The 15,333-nt window shown below is 56.6% G+C and carries 16 protein-coding genes; 9 read left to right on the forward strand and 7 right to left on the reverse strand.

What is annotated here, in order from left to right:
- The first annotated feature begins 61 nt into the window (after positions 1 to 61).
- A complete protein-coding gene (gene pheT, locus AC2FLU_RS02570; RefSeq protein WP_496808333.1) occupies positions 62 to 2,458 on the forward strand; it encodes a phenylalanine--tRNA ligase subunit beta in 2,397 nt (798 codons plus the stop codon).
- A gap of 43 nt (positions 2,459 to 2,501) precedes the next feature.
- Here pheT and AC2FLU_RS02575 read toward each other — a convergent pair whose 3' ends face one another.
- Positions 2,502 to 3,386, reverse strand: coding sequence for a LysR family transcriptional regulator (locus AC2FLU_RS02575; RefSeq protein ID WP_480554257.1), 885 nt, complete (start codon positions 3,384 to 3,386; stop codon positions 2,502 to 2,504).
- Positions 3,387 to 3,472: 86 nt separating this feature from the next.
- Here AC2FLU_RS02575 and AC2FLU_RS02580 point away from each other — a divergent pair, with 86 nt between their 5' ends.
- Positions 3,473 to 4,105, forward strand: coding sequence for a class I SAM-dependent methyltransferase (locus AC2FLU_RS02580; RefSeq protein WP_496808332.1), 633 nt, complete (start codon positions 3,473 to 3,475; stop codon positions 4,103 to 4,105).
- Between the two features lie 75 nt (positions 4,106 to 4,180).
- Complete coding sequence (locus AC2FLU_RS02585; RefSeq protein ID WP_480494371.1) at positions 4,181 to 4,630, forward strand: YtoQ family protein; 450 nt, start codon at positions 4,181 to 4,183, stop codon at positions 4,628 to 4,630.
- A 47-nt stretch (positions 4,631 to 4,677) separates the two neighbouring features.
- Here the strand turns inward: AC2FLU_RS02585 and AC2FLU_RS02590 are convergent, their stop codons facing one another.
- Positions 4,678 to 5,376, reverse strand: a complete 699-nt coding sequence (locus AC2FLU_RS02590; protein ID WP_496808331.1) for a glutathione S-transferase family protein — start codon at positions 5,374 to 5,376, stop codon at positions 4,678 to 4,680.
- A gap of 143 nt (positions 5,377 to 5,519) precedes the next feature.
- On the opposite strand from AC2FLU_RS02590, the gene mscL reads away from it, so the two are divergent.
- Together mscL and AC2FLU_RS02600 are read left to right on the forward strand one after the other, a co-directional pair.
- The gene (gene mscL / locus AC2FLU_RS02595; protein WP_480474950.1) at positions 5,520 to 5,948 is read left to right on the forward strand and encodes a large conductance mechanosensitive channel protein MscL; all 429 of its coding nucleotides are present in this window, start codon (positions 5,520 to 5,522) and stop codon (positions 5,946 to 5,948) included.
- A 130-nt stretch (positions 5,949 to 6,078) separates the two neighbouring features.
- Entirely contained in the window at positions 6,079 to 6,867 is a 789-nt protein-coding gene (locus tag AC2FLU_RS02600) for a mechanosensitive ion channel family protein (RefSeq protein ID WP_480506817.1), read from the forward strand.
- A 161-nt stretch (positions 6,868 to 7,028) separates the two neighbouring features.
- Here AC2FLU_RS02600 and ald read toward each other — a convergent pair whose 3' ends face one another.
- A complete protein-coding gene (gene ald / locus AC2FLU_RS02605) occupies positions 7,029 to 8,147 on the reverse strand; it encodes an alanine dehydrogenase (protein ID WP_267366958.1) in 1,119 nt (372 codons plus the stop codon).
- Positions 8,148 to 8,282: 135 nt separating this feature from the next.
- Here ald and AC2FLU_RS02610 point away from each other — a divergent pair, with 135 nt between their 5' ends.
- A complete protein-coding gene (locus AC2FLU_RS02610) occupies positions 8,283 to 8,741 on the forward strand; it encodes an Lrp/AsnC family transcriptional regulator (protein WP_209506641.1) in 459 nt (152 codons plus the stop codon).
- 3 nt (positions 8,742 to 8,744) lie between these two features.
- Here the strand turns inward: AC2FLU_RS02610 and AC2FLU_RS02615 are convergent, their stop codons facing one another.
- A complete protein-coding gene (locus tag AC2FLU_RS02615; protein ID WP_496808330.1) occupies positions 8,745 to 9,584 on the reverse strand; it encodes a CPBP family intramembrane glutamic endopeptidase in 840 nt (279 codons plus the stop codon).
- A gap of 252 nt (positions 9,585 to 9,836) precedes the next feature.
- On the opposite strand from AC2FLU_RS02615, the gene ppk2 reads away from it, so the two are divergent.
- Positions 9,837 to 10,775 (forward strand): polyphosphate kinase 2, encoded by a 939-nt coding sequence (gene ppk2, locus AC2FLU_RS02620; RefSeq protein WP_267365547.1) that lies wholly within the window; start codon positions 9,837 to 9,839, stop codon positions 10,773 to 10,775.
- Between the two features lie 48 nt (positions 10,776 to 10,823).
- On the opposite strand, the gene AC2FLU_RS02625 is transcribed toward ppk2, so the two are convergent.
- Positions 10,824 to 11,951, reverse strand: a complete 1,128-nt coding sequence (locus AC2FLU_RS02625; RefSeq protein WP_496808329.1) for a CAP domain-containing protein — start codon at positions 11,949 to 11,951, stop codon at positions 10,824 to 10,826.
- Between the two features lie 297 nt (positions 11,952 to 12,248).
- Entirely contained in the window at positions 12,249 to 12,455 is a 207-nt protein-coding gene (gene rpsU / locus AC2FLU_RS02630) for a 30S ribosomal protein S21 (protein WP_005614280.1), read from the reverse strand.
- 111 nt (positions 12,456 to 12,566) lie between these two features.
- On the opposite strand from rpsU, the gene AC2FLU_RS02635 reads away from it, so the two are divergent.
- Both AC2FLU_RS02635 and AC2FLU_RS02640 read left to right on the forward strand, forming a co-directional pair.
- Positions 12,567 to 13,259, forward strand: coding sequence for a COQ9 family protein (locus AC2FLU_RS02635; protein ID WP_480494363.1), 693 nt, complete (start codon positions 12,567 to 12,569; stop codon positions 13,257 to 13,259).
- A 61-nt stretch (positions 13,260 to 13,320) separates the two neighbouring features.
- Entirely contained in the window at positions 13,321 to 14,307 is a 987-nt protein-coding gene (locus AC2FLU_RS02640; protein WP_496714684.1) for an NAD(P)H-quinone oxidoreductase, read from the forward strand.
- A 30-nt stretch (positions 14,308 to 14,337) separates the two neighbouring features.
- Here the strand turns inward: AC2FLU_RS02640 and AC2FLU_RS02645 are convergent, their stop codons facing one another.
- Positions 14,338 to 15,195 carry a DUF2189 domain-containing protein gene (locus AC2FLU_RS02645; protein ID WP_480474962.1) on the reverse strand — a complete coding sequence of 286 codons (858 nt, stop codon included), beginning with the start codon at positions 15,193 to 15,195 and terminating at the stop codon, positions 14,338 to 14,340.
- Positions 15,196 to 15,333: the final 138 nt, after the last annotated feature.

The raw sequence follows: 15,333 nt of genomic DNA on the forward strand, positions 1-15,333 counted from the left end.
CCGGCGCATTCTTTGCCATTGCCTGTGCCGACTGGATGTTTGCCAAAAAAGGCCCCGTGCAATGAAATTCACTCTGTCCTGGCTGAAAGACCACCTCGACACTGATGCTTCGGTTGATGAAATCGCCGAGGCGCTGACCGATCTCGGGCTTGAGGTCGAAGAGATCGTGAACCCGGCCGAACGGCTGGCAGGCTTTACGCTGGGCTATGTGAAGCACGCGGAAAAACACCCTGATGCGGACAAGCTGCGCGTTTGCAAGGTCGATACAGACGAGGGTGAGCTACAGATCATCTGCGGTGCGCCCAATGCGCGTGAAGGGATCACGGTCGTGGTCTGCAAACCGGGCATGTACATCCCTGGCCTGGACCTGACCATCAGCGTCGGCAAGATCCGCGGTGTCGAAAGCTTTGGCATGATGGCGTCCGAGCGTGAGCTGGAACTGTCGGATGAACATGACGGCATCATCGAACTGCCCTCGGGCGAAGTGGGTGATACATTTGTGGACTGGCTTGCAGAAAACGACCCTTCCAAAGTCGACCCGATGATCGAAATCGCGATCACTCCGAACCGCCCGGATGCGCTGGGGGTTGAAGGGATTGCGCGCGATCTGGCCGCGCGTGGAATTGGCACGTTGAAGCAGCGTGACTATACGCATGTTCCGGGTGATTTCGATTGCCCGATCAAGGTGACGATCGACGAAGACACGCTGGATGGCGCGCCACATTTCACTGGCCGTCTGATCCGTGGCGTGAAGAATGGCCCCAGCCCGCAATGGCTGCAGGATATGTTGAAGGCCATAGGTCTGCGTCCTATCTCGGCGCTGGTGGATATCACCAATTATATGACCTACGATCACAATCGCCCGCTGCACGTATTCGACGCCGACAAGGTTCAGGGCAACCTGCGGGTGCACCGCGCCAAAGGCGGCGAGACGCTGGTCGCGCTGGATGAAAAAGAATACACGCTGCAACCCGGAATGATGGTGATTTCGGATGACAAAGGTCCGGAGTCGATTGCGGGCATCATGGGCGGTGAGGAAACCGGATGTAACGAGGAAACGGTAAACGTCTTCCTTGAAAGCGCGTTCTGGGATCATGTTCAGATCGCTCTGACGGGCCGTGCGCTCAAGATCAATTCTGACGCACGCTATCGGTTCGAGCGCGGTGTCGACCCGGAATACACCCGCGAGGGGCTGGAACACGCGACCCAGATGATTCTGGATATCTGCGGCGGAGAAGCCTCCAACGTGGTAGAGGCGGGCAAAGCACCGAACCATGCACGCGCCTACAAGCTGAATGCGGAAAAGGTGCAGTCTCTGGTCGGGATGGATATTCCCGAAAGCGAACAGCGACAGACCCTGACCCGTCTGGGCTTTCGTCTGGAAGGTGAGATGGCCCATGTCCCCAGCTGGCGCCCGGATATCCTGGGCGAGGCCGATCTGGTGGAAGAAGTCGCGCGGATTGCTTCCTTGACAAAGCTGCAAGGCAGGCCGCTGCCGCGCGTGACCGAGGGGATACCGAAACCGGTAATGACCCCGACACAACGCCGTCAGTCCATGGCGCGCCGTACCTGCACGGTGCTGGGTTACAACGAATGCGTCAGTTATACGTTCATTGATCAGGCCTCGGCGGCTTTGTTCGGTGGTGGCGATACTACGACCATGCTCGAAAACCCGATTTCATCCGAGATGAGCCATATGCGCCCCGATCTGCTGCCTGGCTTGTTGCAGGCTGCGGCCCGCAATCAGGCGCGCGGTTTCGCGGATGTCGCCTTGTTCGAGGTCGGCCCGGTCTTTCACAATGGCGAGCCGGGTGATCAGAAAACCCAGATCACCGGCCTGCTGGTTGGACGTTCGGGCCCCAAGGATGTGCACGGTGCTGCGCGTCCGGTGGATGTGTTCGATGCCAAGGCTGATGTCGAGGCTGTACTGGCTGCCATTGGTGCGCCCGAAAAGGTTCAGATTTTGCGCGACGGCGATCCATGGTGGCATCCGGGTCGCCATGGCAAAATCTGTCTGGGTCCGAAAAAAGTACTGGGTGTCTTCGGAGAGCTGCATCCGCGCGTTTTGCAGGCGATGGACATAAAAGGTCCGGCAATGGCGTTCACCATCTGGCCGGACGAAGTGCCTTTGCCCCGCAAATACGGTGCCACTCGCGCTGCGCTGGAACTACGCGACTTGCAGGCGGTCGAGCGTGATTTTGCCTTTGTCGTCGATGCCGATGTCGAAGCGCTGACGTTGGTGAACGCAGCCGCGGGTGCCGACAAGGCGCTGGTCGAGAGCGTGCGTGTCTTTGACGAATTCATCGGCGGCAGCCTTGGCGAAGGCAAAAAGTCTCTTGCCATTACCGTGCGCCTGCAACCGACTGAGGCGACGCTGAAGGAAAAAGACATCGAAGCCGTGGCCGAGAAGATCATTGCTAAGGTTGCCAAGGCGACGGGCGGAGTTCTGCGCGGTTAGAGCTCTGAGGCTCCAATGGAAAGCGCGCCTTCGGGCGCGTTTTTTATTTGGACAGGAACTTGGTCAGTAAGTCATAGACCAGCCGGATGCGGCGGCTGGTGTGCAACTCGCGATGCGTGGTCAACCAGATCGGAAATGTGATAGCCTCCATCCCGGGGCATACACGCTCCATACCTGGTGTCGCATCGCCGACGGTCTGCGACATGGGCGCGATGCCAAAGCCTTGTTTGGCGTATTCCCAAGCCACTATTCCGTTCTGAGACCCAAGCCGGAAATTCTCGTTGGTCAGGTGAATGCCAAGCGGCTTCAGATAGGCGATCATCTGATTGTTGTCGCCAAAGCTGATGAACTCATGCCGTGAAAGGTCCTGCTTTGATTTTGGGCGTCCCGCACGGTTGAGATACTCTGTGGTTGCATAGAAATGCCCCGACGCCTCCTGTACCAGCTTCGCGATTAGGTCGGGTTGATCAGGACGGACATGGCGGATCGCGATATCTGCCTCGCGCCGCATAAGATCCTGAATATCGTTTGAGGCAATCACGTCAATCCGCAGGCGCGGGGCTTGCGCCCGGATTTCGCGCAGCAGGTCGGGCAAGACATAGGCCGACATCACGTCACTGGCGGTGATGCGAACCCGGCCTTCAATGGATTGTGCCTGTCCGGATGCCGTCAGCGCGATGCGGTTGGCGGCGTCCCCCATTTTGCGAGTATGATCCAGCAGCTCCAATCCGGCCTGAGTGATCTCAAGGGTTCTGCCAACCCGTTCAAACAGCATCACGCCCAAGTCCTGTTCAAGCGCTGCTATCTGGCGACTCAGGGTAGGCTGCGTTTGCCGCAGCTGCCGTGCCGCCGCGGAAAATGACCCAGTTTCAGCCGTCGCCAGAAAGGCCCGGATGTGGTTCCAATCAAAATCGCCAAACTCATTCATACAAAAATGTATAGTAAACCTGCAAATTTCGGCAATTTATATTCGGTCTGCGCATGAATAAATTCTCGCCGAAAGGAGACTCCTCAATGACCACCACTGCGAAATTCTGGGATGGAGTGGCCGAGAAATATGCCCGCTCGCCCATAAAAGACATGGCTTCGTACGAGCATACGCTGGAACGGACAGCGTCTTACCTGAAGAAATCCGATGATGTTCTGGAACTTGGGTGCGGCACAGGCATGACTGCTCTGAAGCTGTCCGGATATGTAGGATCTATCACTGCAACCGATGTGTCCCCCGGTATGTTGGCCGTTGGACGTCGAAACGCCGCTTCGCAAAGCATCGAAAACGTCACCTTTACCGAGGCTGATGCAAATCGACCGCCTGAGGGTTCTTTTGATGCGGCGCTGGCATTCAATCTTTTGCACCTGGTCGAAGATCTGGATCTGACATTGAGCCGAGTACATTCGGTCCTTAGACCCGGCGGACTGTTTATTTCGAAAACATTTTGCCGACCGTCCAGCGGAGCGAGCCTGAAGTATTACGCTATTCGCCTCGCGCTTCCGATCATGCAGTTCTTTGGTAAGGCTCCGTTTGTGCGATTCCTGTCTGAGGCGGATCTTGATGCGGCCATTGAACACGCCGGGTTCCGCATCATCGAGAGCGACAGTTTCCCCGTACGTGACGCTCGCCGATTCCTAGTGGCTCGCAAAATGTAGGGGTTTTTCCGGAATTCGCGTTGGGCTTTGGGTGTGGGACCCTTAAATTGGTCGGAAACAACAGCGGAGTTTGCCATGGGCCTGAACGTTTATCTTTCCGGAGAAATCCACACTGACTGGCGTGAGCAGATCATCGATGGGGCGCAAGGCTTGGACGTGACCTTCAACAGCCCTGTTACTGATCACGCGGCCAGTGATGATTGTGGTGTGGCCATTCTTGGGGCCGAGCCGAACAAGTATTGGCACGACCACAAGGGAGCGATGGTCAATGCGATCCGGACCCGTAAGGGGATTGCAGATGCGGATGTTGTCGTCGTCAGGTTTGGCGACAAATACAAGCAGTGGAACGCCGCCTTTGACGCGGGTTATGCTGCAGCATTGGGCAAGTCGATCATCGTTCTGCATGGCTCGGATCACCAGCACGCGCTGAAAGAGGTTGATGCCGCCGCGTTGGCTGTGGCGGAAGAACCCGTTCAGGTGGTCGAAATTCTGCGTTACGTGCTGACAGGCGCTCTGCCCGGCTGATCGATAAAAGGGGCGCCGGTTTGGCGCCCCATTTCTTTTAACTGTTATCAGTCTCGTGCGGGTATGGCTTTGCCGCGCTGAACCGCTGGGCGTTGGAAGAAACGATCGACATAAGCGACGATATTGGAATAACCGTCCCAGTCAACAACATCCTTAGCGCCATAGAAATCCAGTGCATTCAGCCACGGAGCAAGAGCGATATCCGCGATGGAATACTCGCCCGCGATCCAATCCTGTCCTTCCAGTTGCGTATTCACCACGTTCAGCAGGCGCTTGGCTTCGTTGATGTAACGCTCGCGCGGGCGCGGATCTTCTATCGCGCTGCCTGCGAATTTGTAGAAAAAGCCTAGCTGGCCAAACATTGGCCCGATGCCGCCCATTTGAAACATCAGCCATTGTGTGATCCGGTGCTTGTCTGCCGCGTTTTGGCCAAGGAACTTACCTGTTTTCTCGGCCAGATACAGAAGGATGGCACCGCTTTCGAACAGGGCCAGCGGCACGCCATCCGGACCGTCGGGGTCGATTATCGCCGGGATCTTGTTGTTCGGGTTCAGCGACAGGAACTCGGAGCTTTTGACATCCGCATCTGCCAGTGTCACCAGATGCGCCTCATAGGGCAGGCCGGTTTCCTCAAGCATGATCGAGGCTTTTACGCCGTTTGGCGTTGGATAGGAGTAAAGTTGAAGGATGCTGGGATCCTTCGCAGGCCATCTGTCGGTTACGAAAAAAGGCGTAAGTTGAGACATGAAACCTCCTGAGTAATGCCGTTTGGGGAAAAGTAGGGTGGCTTTCCCCTAAAAAACATACCCTTCTTCATGCGTTTAACGCACAATTCCTATGCGCTCATGCGTGAACAGAGGCGTGGTCTTAAAAAAGCAAGAGGGATGCTATGCTGGAAGAATTCAAGACGTTCATTGCCAAGGGCAATGTCATGGACATGGCGGTCGGGATCATTATCGGTGCCGCATTTACCGCAATTGTTACCTCGTTGGTGGGCGACCTGATCAATCCGCTTATTGGATTGTTCACAGGGGGTATCGACTTTACGAACAACTACGCCGTTCTGGCAGGCGATGTGGCCGAAGGTGCCAGCCTTGAAGCGGCACGTGAAGCAGGCGCATCCGTCTTTGCCTATGGTGCTTTCATAATGGCGATCATCAATTTCCTGATCATCGCCTGGGTTGTCTTCATGCTGGTAAAGATGGTGAACAAGGTCAAAGACGCTGCCGAAGCAGAGGAAGAAGCGGCTGAAGAAGCCCCCACAGGTCCTAGCGAATTGGACATCCTGATGGAAATCCGGGACGCTTTGAAGAAGTAGACCTGTCGTTTCGTCGCGACATCGGGCTCCGCACCAATCGCGGAGCCTGTATTATTAGAATTGCCGAACAGAAAACACGAGGAAATTCGAGATGGAACAAACCGCCGACTTGGCTGAGCAGGCGATTGGTATGGCCAATCAATACTTGCCCATTGCCTTGAATGCAGCGAAAGCTCTGATCGTTCTTGTTTTGGGTTGGATCGCCGCCCGAACGATTGCGGGTGTAGTACGCCGCCGGATCAACAAAACACCACAGATCGACCCGACACTTGGGAATTTTGCCGCCAGTGTGATCAAGTGGGCAATTCTGGCCATAGTTCTGGTCGCCGTTCTGGGGATCTTCGGGATAGAAGCCACCAGTATCGTCGCTATTCTGGGTGCTGCCTCGCTGGCTGTCGGGTTGGCACTTCAGGGTACGTTGAGTGATCTTGCGGCCGGTGTAATGTTGGTGGTTTTCCGGCCCTACAAGCTTGGACAGTATGTGGATATCGGTGGCACGGCAGGAACCGTTATGGACCTGAGCCTGTTCACGACCGAGCTTGTGACCCCCGACAATGTGCAGATCATTGTTCCAAACGGTCAGGCATGGGGGTCGATCATCACCAATTATTCAGCCCATGACACACGACGTGTCGATCTGGTGTTTGGAATTGATTACGGGGACAGCGCAGATACCGCCATGCAGATCATTCTGGATGTGGCCAAGGCCGACCAGCGCATTCACAGCGATCCTGAACCCTGGGTGCGGGTCACGAATCTGGGCGACAGCTCAGTCGATCTGACTGCGCGGCTATGGTGTGCCGCAGCCGATTACTGGGACGTCAAGTTCGAGCTTACGAAGGCGGTGAAAGAGGCGTTTGACGCCAAAGGTGTTTCGATTCCGTATCCGCATTCGGTCGAAATTCAGAAACAGGGGTGACAGCTGGCGCCCATTGTTTGGGCGAGCATTCATCCTTTCCGCGTATTGAAAAGGGCACCGCGCAGAAACGCGGTGCCCTTTTTTGTGAAAGTCGTCGGTTCGATACCGACCGCGCCACCCTGAGAATTACCATCAACAGGCAACTTCAGGAGTGGAGGCGCTTACGATTTGACCACCACGTTTGGCGAAACGACGTCGATGCCAAGGGCCTTGCCAACGGCATAGTAGGTCAGTTTACCAGCATGAACGTTCAGACCTTCCAGCAGGTGCGGATCGTCCTGACATGCCTGTTTCCATCCCTTGTCGGCCAGCGACAGCATGAACGGCATCGTGGCATTGCCCAGTGCGATGGTCGAGGTGCGCGCGACAGCGCCCGGCATGTTGGCAACGCAGTAATGCATAATGCCATCGACATCGTAGATCGGATCGGCATGGGTAGTGGCTTTTGACGTTTCAAAGCACCCGCCTTGGTCGATGGCGACATCCACCAGTACTGCGCCGGGTTTCATCGTCGACAGTTGAGCGCGCGACACCAGTTTCGGTGCGGCTGCGCCGGGGATCAGAACAGCACCGATGACCATATCGGCGTCCTGGATCAGTTCAGCGGTCGCGCCTGCCGTCGAATACTGGTTCTTGAAAGTTCCACCAAAGACATCGTCCAGATAGCGAAGGCGCGGCAGCGACCGATCCAGAACGGTAACATCAGCCCCCATTCCGGCGGCAATCTTGGCTGCGTGTGTTCCGACGACACCGCCGCCAATCACAACAACTTTGGCCGGGCCGACGCCTGGAACGCCACCCATCAGAACCCCACGGCCGCCATTGGCCTTCTGCAGGGTCCAGGATCCGACCTGAGGGGCCAGACGACCGGCGACCTCGGACATAGGTGCCAGCAGCGGCAGGCCGCCGTTGGCATCCGTTACGGTTTCGTAAGCAATTGCGGTACAACCCGATTCCAGCAGGTCATGTGTCTGATCCGGGTCCGGAGCCAGGTGCAGATAGGTGAACAGCAGCTGGTCTTCACGCAGCATCTTGCGTTCCACGGCCTGCGGTTCCTTGACCTTGACGATCATGTCGGCGGTGGCAAACACCTCTTCCGCGGTGTCGATAATTTGCGCGCCTGCGGCGACATAGGCGTCATTGTCGAAACCTGCGCCGATGCCCGCGCCGGACTCGATCAGGACTTGGTGTCCGCGAGCGACCGCTTCCTGAGCAGCATTGGGCGTCATCCCGACGCGGAATTCCTGAGGTTTGATTTCCTTGGGGCAACCGATTTTCATTGGGCTCTCCGTTCATAAGCTGCTTAAATTATGTGCATTTCGTGGCGCAATTTCTGTGAAAGAAAACGTGTCAGTAGACTTTTCTTTGGAAGAATTTCCCGTACTATTCAAAAAACTCGCAAAGGAATTGCAGGAATGAGCCTGGATACGACTGATCGAAAGATTCTGGCCGCACTTCAGAAGAATGGCCGGATGTCGAATTCGGAACTGTCTGAACAGGTCAACCTGTCTCCATCTGCGTGCCACCGCCGCGTTCAACGGTTGGAGGTTGACGGCTATATCCGCAACTATGTGGCTCTGCTGGATGCGCGGAAAATGAACGTGCCTACCACTGTCTTTGTCGAGATCACGCTACAAGGCCAGGCCGAAGAGGTTCTGGATGTGTTCGAAAAGGCGGTGGCCCGAATACCAGATGTGCTGGAGTGCCATCTGATGGCCGGAACCGCAGACTACATTCTGAAGGTCGTGGCGGAAAACACAGAAGATTTCGCGCGTATCCACCGGCAATACTTGTCGCGCTTGCCTGGGGTGGCGCAGATGCAAAGTTCATTTGCGCTGCGTACCGTGTTCAAGACCACGGCCTTGCCGGTCTGACCGTCATAATGAGCCGGGATAGGTGAACAGCAGCAGGTGGGTCAGGTTAAACCCGAAATGCATCGCAACAGGCACCCAGAGCCGACCGGTAGCATAATATCCCAACCCGCACCCCAGCCCGAGAAGGGCTGCGAATACTACAAGCGCGGGTCCTCCGCCGATATGCGCCAATCCAAAGAGCAGGCTGGCAGCGACCAGACCGCCTGTTGCCCCAAGGCGCGAGGTAATGGCCGACTGCAAGTAGCCGCGAAAGAACGCCTCTTCCGTAAGACAAGTCAGAAACAGGTTGGACAGGCAAAATACCATCCACCAATAAGGGGTTGAGAGGTCCAAGCGCACGGCGCCCAGCGATAGACCCAGCAGAAACAGGCCGGGCAGAATCAGAAAACCCGCTAGCAAAGGTCTTATTCTGGTCTGGATTGCGCTGTTCAGCATTCCGGGCCAAGCCAAAAGAACGGCAAAGAAGACCATGGGTTTGTCCAGATTCAGGTGCAGTGTGAAACTTGTGCTCGAGGCACTTGCCTGCACTTGATCCAGCAGTTTCAAATTGTTGAACCCTGGGAACAGATGTGCCCCCAATGCCAGGCACCACAGGATCAACAGCGTATGCCCCGCAATAGCCAGCAGACCTGTCCGGCGTGGGAGGAAGAAGGCCACGATCAGACCAAGCGCCACCGCCACGATTGTTGTCGGTGACATCAGTCCGGTAACCGAGGCGACACTGACGAACAGAATCAGCAGGGCATACGCAAATCCGGATTGTCGCCCCATCGCCGCGACTTGCGCTGTGATCAAGATCAGCCAGGGCCAGGTGACCGGCAATGTCGAAAAGAAATACGTCAAGGCGTTCTCGTCTGAATTGTGGACCCAGTCATGCCGCACAAAAACAAGGCAATGCAAGCAACCTGAAAGCGCGCGATTGGCGCCTTGTGTCAATTCTTGTGCTTGTATCCTTTGGGCCAGGCGTACACATTCGGGTAAAAGACCATATACCCGTCCAGACCCTGATTTCCGATAGAGACTGCTGCAACGGATCGGCTTCGATTTATCCGACGACATCAGGCGGTTACACAGGCCCGATATGGTTCGAACCCGATGACTGAGAAGGAGCTGATCTTGGCTTACGAGAACGATGGGGGCACCAAGAACTGGCTTGAGGCCGAATTGGAAGACACGCTGGATGAAGATTTCGAAATCGAGTTCAGCGAGCCTATGCTGTCGATGGAAGTCCGCAAAATCTATCGGGACCAGCACCCCGAAATGCTGGATCGCAAAGTCTATTTCCGAAACCTGCTGCGGTTGCAGGCCGAGTTGATCAAGGTGCAGGATTGGGTTCAGCACACTGGCGCCAAGGTTTGTATCCTGTTTGAAGGCCGTGATAGTGCGGGCAAGGGGGGCGTGATCAAACGGATCACGCAGCGCCTGAACCCCCGTGTCGCCCGTGTGGTCGCTCTGCCAGCCCCCAGTCGCCGCGAGCAGAGCCAATGGTATTTTCAACGCTACGTGCCGCATCTGCCTGCGGCTGGTGAAATCGTGTTGTTCGACCGCTCGTGGTACAACAGGGCGGGGGTTGAGCGAGTGATGGGCTTTGCGTCCGAGGATCAGGTCGAACAGTTCTTTCAGGACGTTCCCGAATTTGAACGGATGCTGGTGCGGTCAGGGATCATTCTGCTGAAATACTGGTTTTCGATCACGGATGAAGAGCAGCAACTGCGGTTCCTCATGCGTATTCACGACCCGATGAAACAGTGGAAACTGTCACCGATGGATCTTGAATCCCGTATTCGCTGGGAGGCGTATACGAAGGCCAAGGAAGACATGTTGTTCCGAACCAACATACCCGAAGCACCGTGGTATATCGTTGAGGGCAATGACAAGAAACGCGAACGTCTGAATTGTATTGAGCATCTGTTGACCAGAATCCCCTACGAAGACGTGCCACAGGAAAAGGTCAATTTGCCGGACCGGCGGTACAATCCTGAATACGAGCGGCGGGTTTTGCCAGACGAGCTTTACGTTCCAAAGATCTACTGAGCAACGCATGCGAGGTCGGCAGGGCCGACCTCGCACAATTTCAAGTGATCAGGCTGCATCCATCATGCAGTCATGGGTGAAGATATTGATCATGAAGACATCGCAGCTATCGTCTTCGGATGTTTCGGTGTCGACAGGCTCAATCTCGGTCTCCGGGGTGGTATCTAGGGTCGGCATGATATCGACGTCGTCGACATCTGCCACATCAGTGCCGCCATTCATGTCGTCGGCCCAATCAAACTCGTCAAACTGCGCTTGCAGGTTTTCAAGGAAGCTGGCGATTTCATCCAGGAAGGCCTGAATGTCAAAGCAGAAGGCTTCCGGCTCACCGCCATCAACGACTTCGGTATCGGGCGTTTCAGGTTGCGGTTCCCCGGTTTCGGTTACGTCAGTATCGGGCGCTTCAGGTTCCGGTTCTTCAGTTTCGGTTACGTCAGTGTCCGGTGTTTCCGGTGTTGGTTCCTCGGTACCGGGGGTTTCAGGTTCCGGTTCTTCGGTCTCAGTGACGTCGGTATCAGGCGATTCGGGGTCCGGTTCTTCCGTCTCTGTGACGTCGGTGTCCGGTGTCTCGGGTGTCGGCTCCTCGGTTTCGGGGGTCTCAGTCCCAGGCTCTTCGGTCACGGTGACGTCAGTATCTGGGGTTTCGGTTTCCGGTTCCTCTGGCTCTGCAACTTCATCCGGTGTTGTCGGGGGAACGGGCGGTGTGTTTGTATTGCCGTTGTCCAGCATGACAGCCGCGTCAGTCGCAGCAAAGTTTTGCGTGACCATCACCGCATCGAAGCCCTGCATGTCACCGGTTTCGATCCCGATCCCGACATACTTGAAATCCGGGTTCAGGATATTGGCGCGGTGACCCGGACTGTTCATCAGGTTTTGATGCAACTGGGCGACATCGTCGCTGATACCCGGCGCGCCGCGTTCGGACTGCCATGCGATGTTTTCCCCGGTGCGCCAGCTTCCTTCAAGATCGAACCCCGCGTTTTGCATCCGCTGGGTTGCGCTGGAACCGCCTGAACCGGTGTGGCTGAAGGTGTCTGTATTCAGCATCCAGGTGCTGTGATCTTCGGACGAGTCGTTCAGCTGCGTTTCAAGTTGCAGCGGGTTGAGACCGCGGGATGTGCGCTCCTGGTTTATCAGCGCCAGCATCTCGCGTTCGTATGTACTTGCAGTCGACATATTTGCCTCCGTTTGTGTTTGTGTCCTTGCGGACGGGCTCACTTAGAGGCGGGGACGTCGCGGGTGATAGAGGGCGGCGCAATTTAGGCGAGTTTTGGCGGCCCGATGCTACCGAGACGAGATTCGCTGCGCTGCAAAGCGCCGGGCAAAACACTGCCTGTACGGAAATGGCAGCTTGCCGCACAACCTGAACCACGAGTCGGCGGATTGTATCCGAGCCCGGAAACGACAAACCCCCGGGCCATGCCTCGGGGGTCGTCAAATAGTGTCATCCAAAGCTGGACGAAATCAAAGATCTCAGAGCAGACCTTCGCGCTGGGCTTTCTTGCGCGCCAGTTTACGGGCACGGCGAATCGCTTCAGCTTTCTCGCGCGCTTTCTTCTCGGACGGTTTCTCGAAATGTTGCTTGAGCTTCATTTCACGGAACACGCCTTCGCGCTGCAGCTTTTTCTTCAGGGCACGAAGCGCCTGATCGACGTTATTGTCGCGAACACTAACCTGCATGTGGTTGTCACCACCTTTCTAGATAGAGTTGCAAGGAAATTGCAGGAGTTGGCCGTATAGCAAAGCCGCCCTAACTTGTCTAGTACTGGACCTGACAACCGGAGAACCGTCATGACCACAACATATGAAGATGCAAAACGGCAGCTTTTGGACGCGATGCTGAATCATGTTCCTTTCGACGGCTGGTCGGAAACCAGCTTTCGCGCCTCGGTTTCCGATTGTGGTCTGGATGACGGTTTGGCACGTGCAATTTGCCCGCGCGGGGCGGTTGATCTGGCACTGGCCTTTCATGCGCGCGGCGATCAGGTGATGCTGGACCGCCTCAGGTCCGAGGACATGAGCGGTCTAAAATTCCGCGATAAGATTGCCGCTGCGGTCCGGTTCCGGTTGCAGGCTGTTGAAGACAAAGAACTGGTGCGCCGGGGCATGACGCTGTTTTCCCTGCCAGCATATGCGGCCGATGGAGCCAAGGCCTTATGGCAGACCTGCGACCTGATATGGGACGCGCTGGGCGATACGTCGGAAGATGTGAACTGGTATACCAAACGGGCAACCTTGTCGGGGGTCTATTCCTCGACCTTGCTGTTCTGGCTGGGTGATGACAGCCCTGACCATCAGCGCACGTGGGAGTTTCTGGATCGCCGGATCGCAAATGTCATGGAGTTCGAAAAGCTCAAGGCTCAGGTGCGTGACAACCCGGTGTTGAAACCCTTTCTTGCAGTTCCGAACTGGCTGGCGGGTCAGGTGAGGGCGCCGGCCAAGATGCGGGATGATCTGCCTGGCATGTTGAACCCCCGAAAGTAACGCGTCTTGGTGCTGGGCCTTGCCTCTGATGCCTGTTAGGCATTGGGCAAAGGAGGTGCCTATGACCCAGATGATGCGTGCTGTTGAGATCACTCAACCGGGTGGTCCCAATGTTTTGCAGCTGACCGAACGTCCTATCCCTAAGCCGGGGGCCGGACAGGTTGTATTGAAAGTGGCCTATGCCGGGGTGAACCGCCCCGACGCTTTGCAACGCGCGGGCGCTTACGATCCGCCGCCGGGCGCCAGTGACCTGCCGGGGCTTGAAGCTTCGGGCGAAGTGGTCTCGGTCGGTGCGGGGGTCGAAGGACTGTCTGTCGGTGATCAGGTCTGCGCACTGTTGCCCGGCGGTGGCTATGCGGAATACGTTTCGACCCCAGCGGCTCATTGTTTGCCTGTGCCCGCGGGTATGGGAATGAAAGAGGCAGCGTGTCTTCCCGAGACCTTCTTTACAGTCTGGTCCAACGTGTTCATGCGTGGCGGGTTGAGGGCAGGTGAACGTTTTCTGGTTCACGGTGGGTCCAGCGGTATTGGTACGACGGCAATCCAACTGGCCAATGCCTTTGGCGCGCGCGTTTTCTCCACGGCTGGGTCGGATGAGAAATGTGAGGCTTGCATCAAGCTGGGCGCGGAGAAAGCGATCAACTATCGCGACGAGGATTTCGTAGCAGCCATGCGCGCCGAAGGTGGGGCAAACCTGATTCTTGATATGGTCGGCGGTGATTACATCCCCCGCAACGTCAAGGCCCTGGCCGAAGATGGGCGGCTGGTGCAAATCGCGTTTCTGCAAGGGCCTGTGGTCGAGCTGAACTTTGCCCTGATGATGGTCAAGCGCCTGACCCTGACCGGCAGCACCTTGCGCCCACAAAGTGATCTGGCCAAGGCGCAAATCGCGCAGGACCTGCGCGAAGCTGTCTGGCCTCTGTTGGATGCCGGAAAAGTTGCGCCCGTGATGGACAGCGAGTTTGATCTGACCGAAGCCGCCGCCGCCCATGCGCGCATGGAAAGCTCGGGTCATATTGGCAAGATTGTTCTGAAGATCGCGGGTTGAATTTAGAATGCGCGGGCGTGTCCCGCGCGTTCACGCAACGGCGCGGCGATACAGATGCCACGTGGCATGACCCAGAACGGGCATCACCACGATAAGCCCCAACAGCAGTGGCAAAGCTCCCAGGAACAAAAGCACCGCTACGATGAATCCCCAGGTCAGAATGACGCCGGGGTTGTGACGCAGCACCCTGAATGATGTCACAACAGCAACCGGCAGGCCTACTTTACGGTCCAGCAGCAAGGGAAAACTGACGACGCTGATCGCCAGTGCGCAAAGCGCAAAAACGAATCCAACCGCTGTTCCAACAATGACCATCGTCCAGCCCGCGGAGGTCGTGAACACCTGCGTGGCAAATGCGCTGAGCGACGCTGGAACCTCGGGGCCCATCGTGTAGGTGTGAATGCTTTGTGCCACCATCAGCCAAAGCAGCAGCAGCATCACAAGGTAAAACCCCAAAACCAGAATTGCTCCGAATGACGGCGAGCGGAGCACACCAAATGCGTCCAGCCAGTGAACCTCGCTGCCCTGTTCACGCTTGCGGCTGATCTCATAGAGGCCCACGGCCGCAACTGGCCCGATCAGCGCGAAGCCAGCGACCAGAGGGGCCAGAAGCGGAACCAGGTTGGCATTCAGGGCAAAGCCGAACATCAAAAGCCCGGCAACCGGGTATACCAGGACAATGAACACCACATCCGCTCGGGTTTCGAGAAAATCCTGATACCCCGCCCTCAGGCAGGCGCGTAGGTCTTGCAGGGTCAAGGTCTGCACCATTGGCACTTGCGTTGGATCTGCACTGCCAAGTTGCGAGACGCTTTCTGTAACGTGGTCACCTGTGGCGCCCAGAGCCTGGGCCGCCCAGCTGATCGGGTTTCCGATTGTCTTAGCCATTTCTTCACCCTTCCCTGGCGAGACTTGCGCCGCGGAACGGATCCGGCATTCAGTTGCCCGTGGCCGGCCCAACCGGCAACGCCATGCCTCAGTATAACATAAATTTTCGAAATCTGGATCAATACTCCGGCATCGGAC

The sequence above is a fragment of the Ruegeria sp. SAZD013 genome (assembly GCF_059612525.1).

Bases quoted from the DNA above. Each gene is read 5' to 3' on its own strand.
- pheT (WP_496808333.1), top strand. From the start codon at position 62: ATGAAATTCACTCTGTCCTGGCTGAAAGACCACCTCGACACTGATGCT.
- AC2FLU_RS02575 (WP_480554257.1), bottom strand. From the start codon at position 3,386: ATGAATGAGTTTGGCGATTTTGATTGGAACCACATCCGGGCCTTTCTG.
- AC2FLU_RS02580 (WP_496808332.1), top strand. From the start codon at position 3,473: ATGACCACCACTGCGAAATTCTGGGATGGAGTGGCCGAGAAATATGCC.
- AC2FLU_RS02585 (WP_480494371.1), top strand. From the start codon at position 4,181: ATGGGCCTGAACGTTTATCTTTCCGGAGAAATCCACACTGACTGGCGT.
- AC2FLU_RS02590 (WP_496808331.1), bottom strand. From the start codon at position 5,376: ATGTCTCAACTTACGCCTTTTTTCGTAACCGACAGATGGCCTGCGAAG.
- mscL (WP_480474950.1), top strand. From the start codon at position 5,520: ATGCTGGAAGAATTCAAGACGTTCATTGCCAAGGGCAATGTCATGGAC.
- AC2FLU_RS02600 (WP_480506817.1), top strand. From the start codon at position 6,079: ATGGCCAATCAATACTTGCCCATTGCCTTGAATGCAGCGAAAGCTCTG.
- ald (WP_267366958.1), bottom strand. From the start codon at position 8,147: ATGAAAATCGGTTGCCCCAAGGAAATCAAACCTCAGGAATTCCGCGTC.
- AC2FLU_RS02610 (WP_209506641.1), top strand. From the start codon at position 8,283: ATGAGCCTGGATACGACTGATCGAAAGATTCTGGCCGCACTTCAGAAG.
- ppk2 (WP_267365547.1), top strand. From the start codon at position 9,837: ATGACTGAGAAGGAGCTGATCTTGGCTTACGAGAACGATGGGGGCACC.
- AC2FLU_RS02625 (WP_496808329.1), bottom strand. From the start codon at position 11,951: ATGTCGACTGCAAGTACATACGAACGCGAGATGCTGGCGCTGATAAAC.
- rpsU (WP_005614280.1), bottom strand. From the start codon at position 12,455: ATGCAGGTTAGTGTTCGCGACAATAACGTCGATCAGGCGCTTCGTGCC.
- AC2FLU_RS02635 (WP_480494363.1), top strand. From the start codon at position 12,567: ATGACCACAACATATGAAGATGCAAAACGGCAGCTTTTGGACGCGATG.
- AC2FLU_RS02640 (WP_496714684.1), top strand. From the start codon at position 13,321: ATGACCCAGATGATGCGTGCTGTTGAGATCACTCAACCGGGTGGTCCC.
- AC2FLU_RS02645 (WP_480474962.1), bottom strand. From the start codon at position 15,195: ATGGCTAAGACAATCGGAAACCCGATCAGCTGGGCGGCCCAGGCTCTG.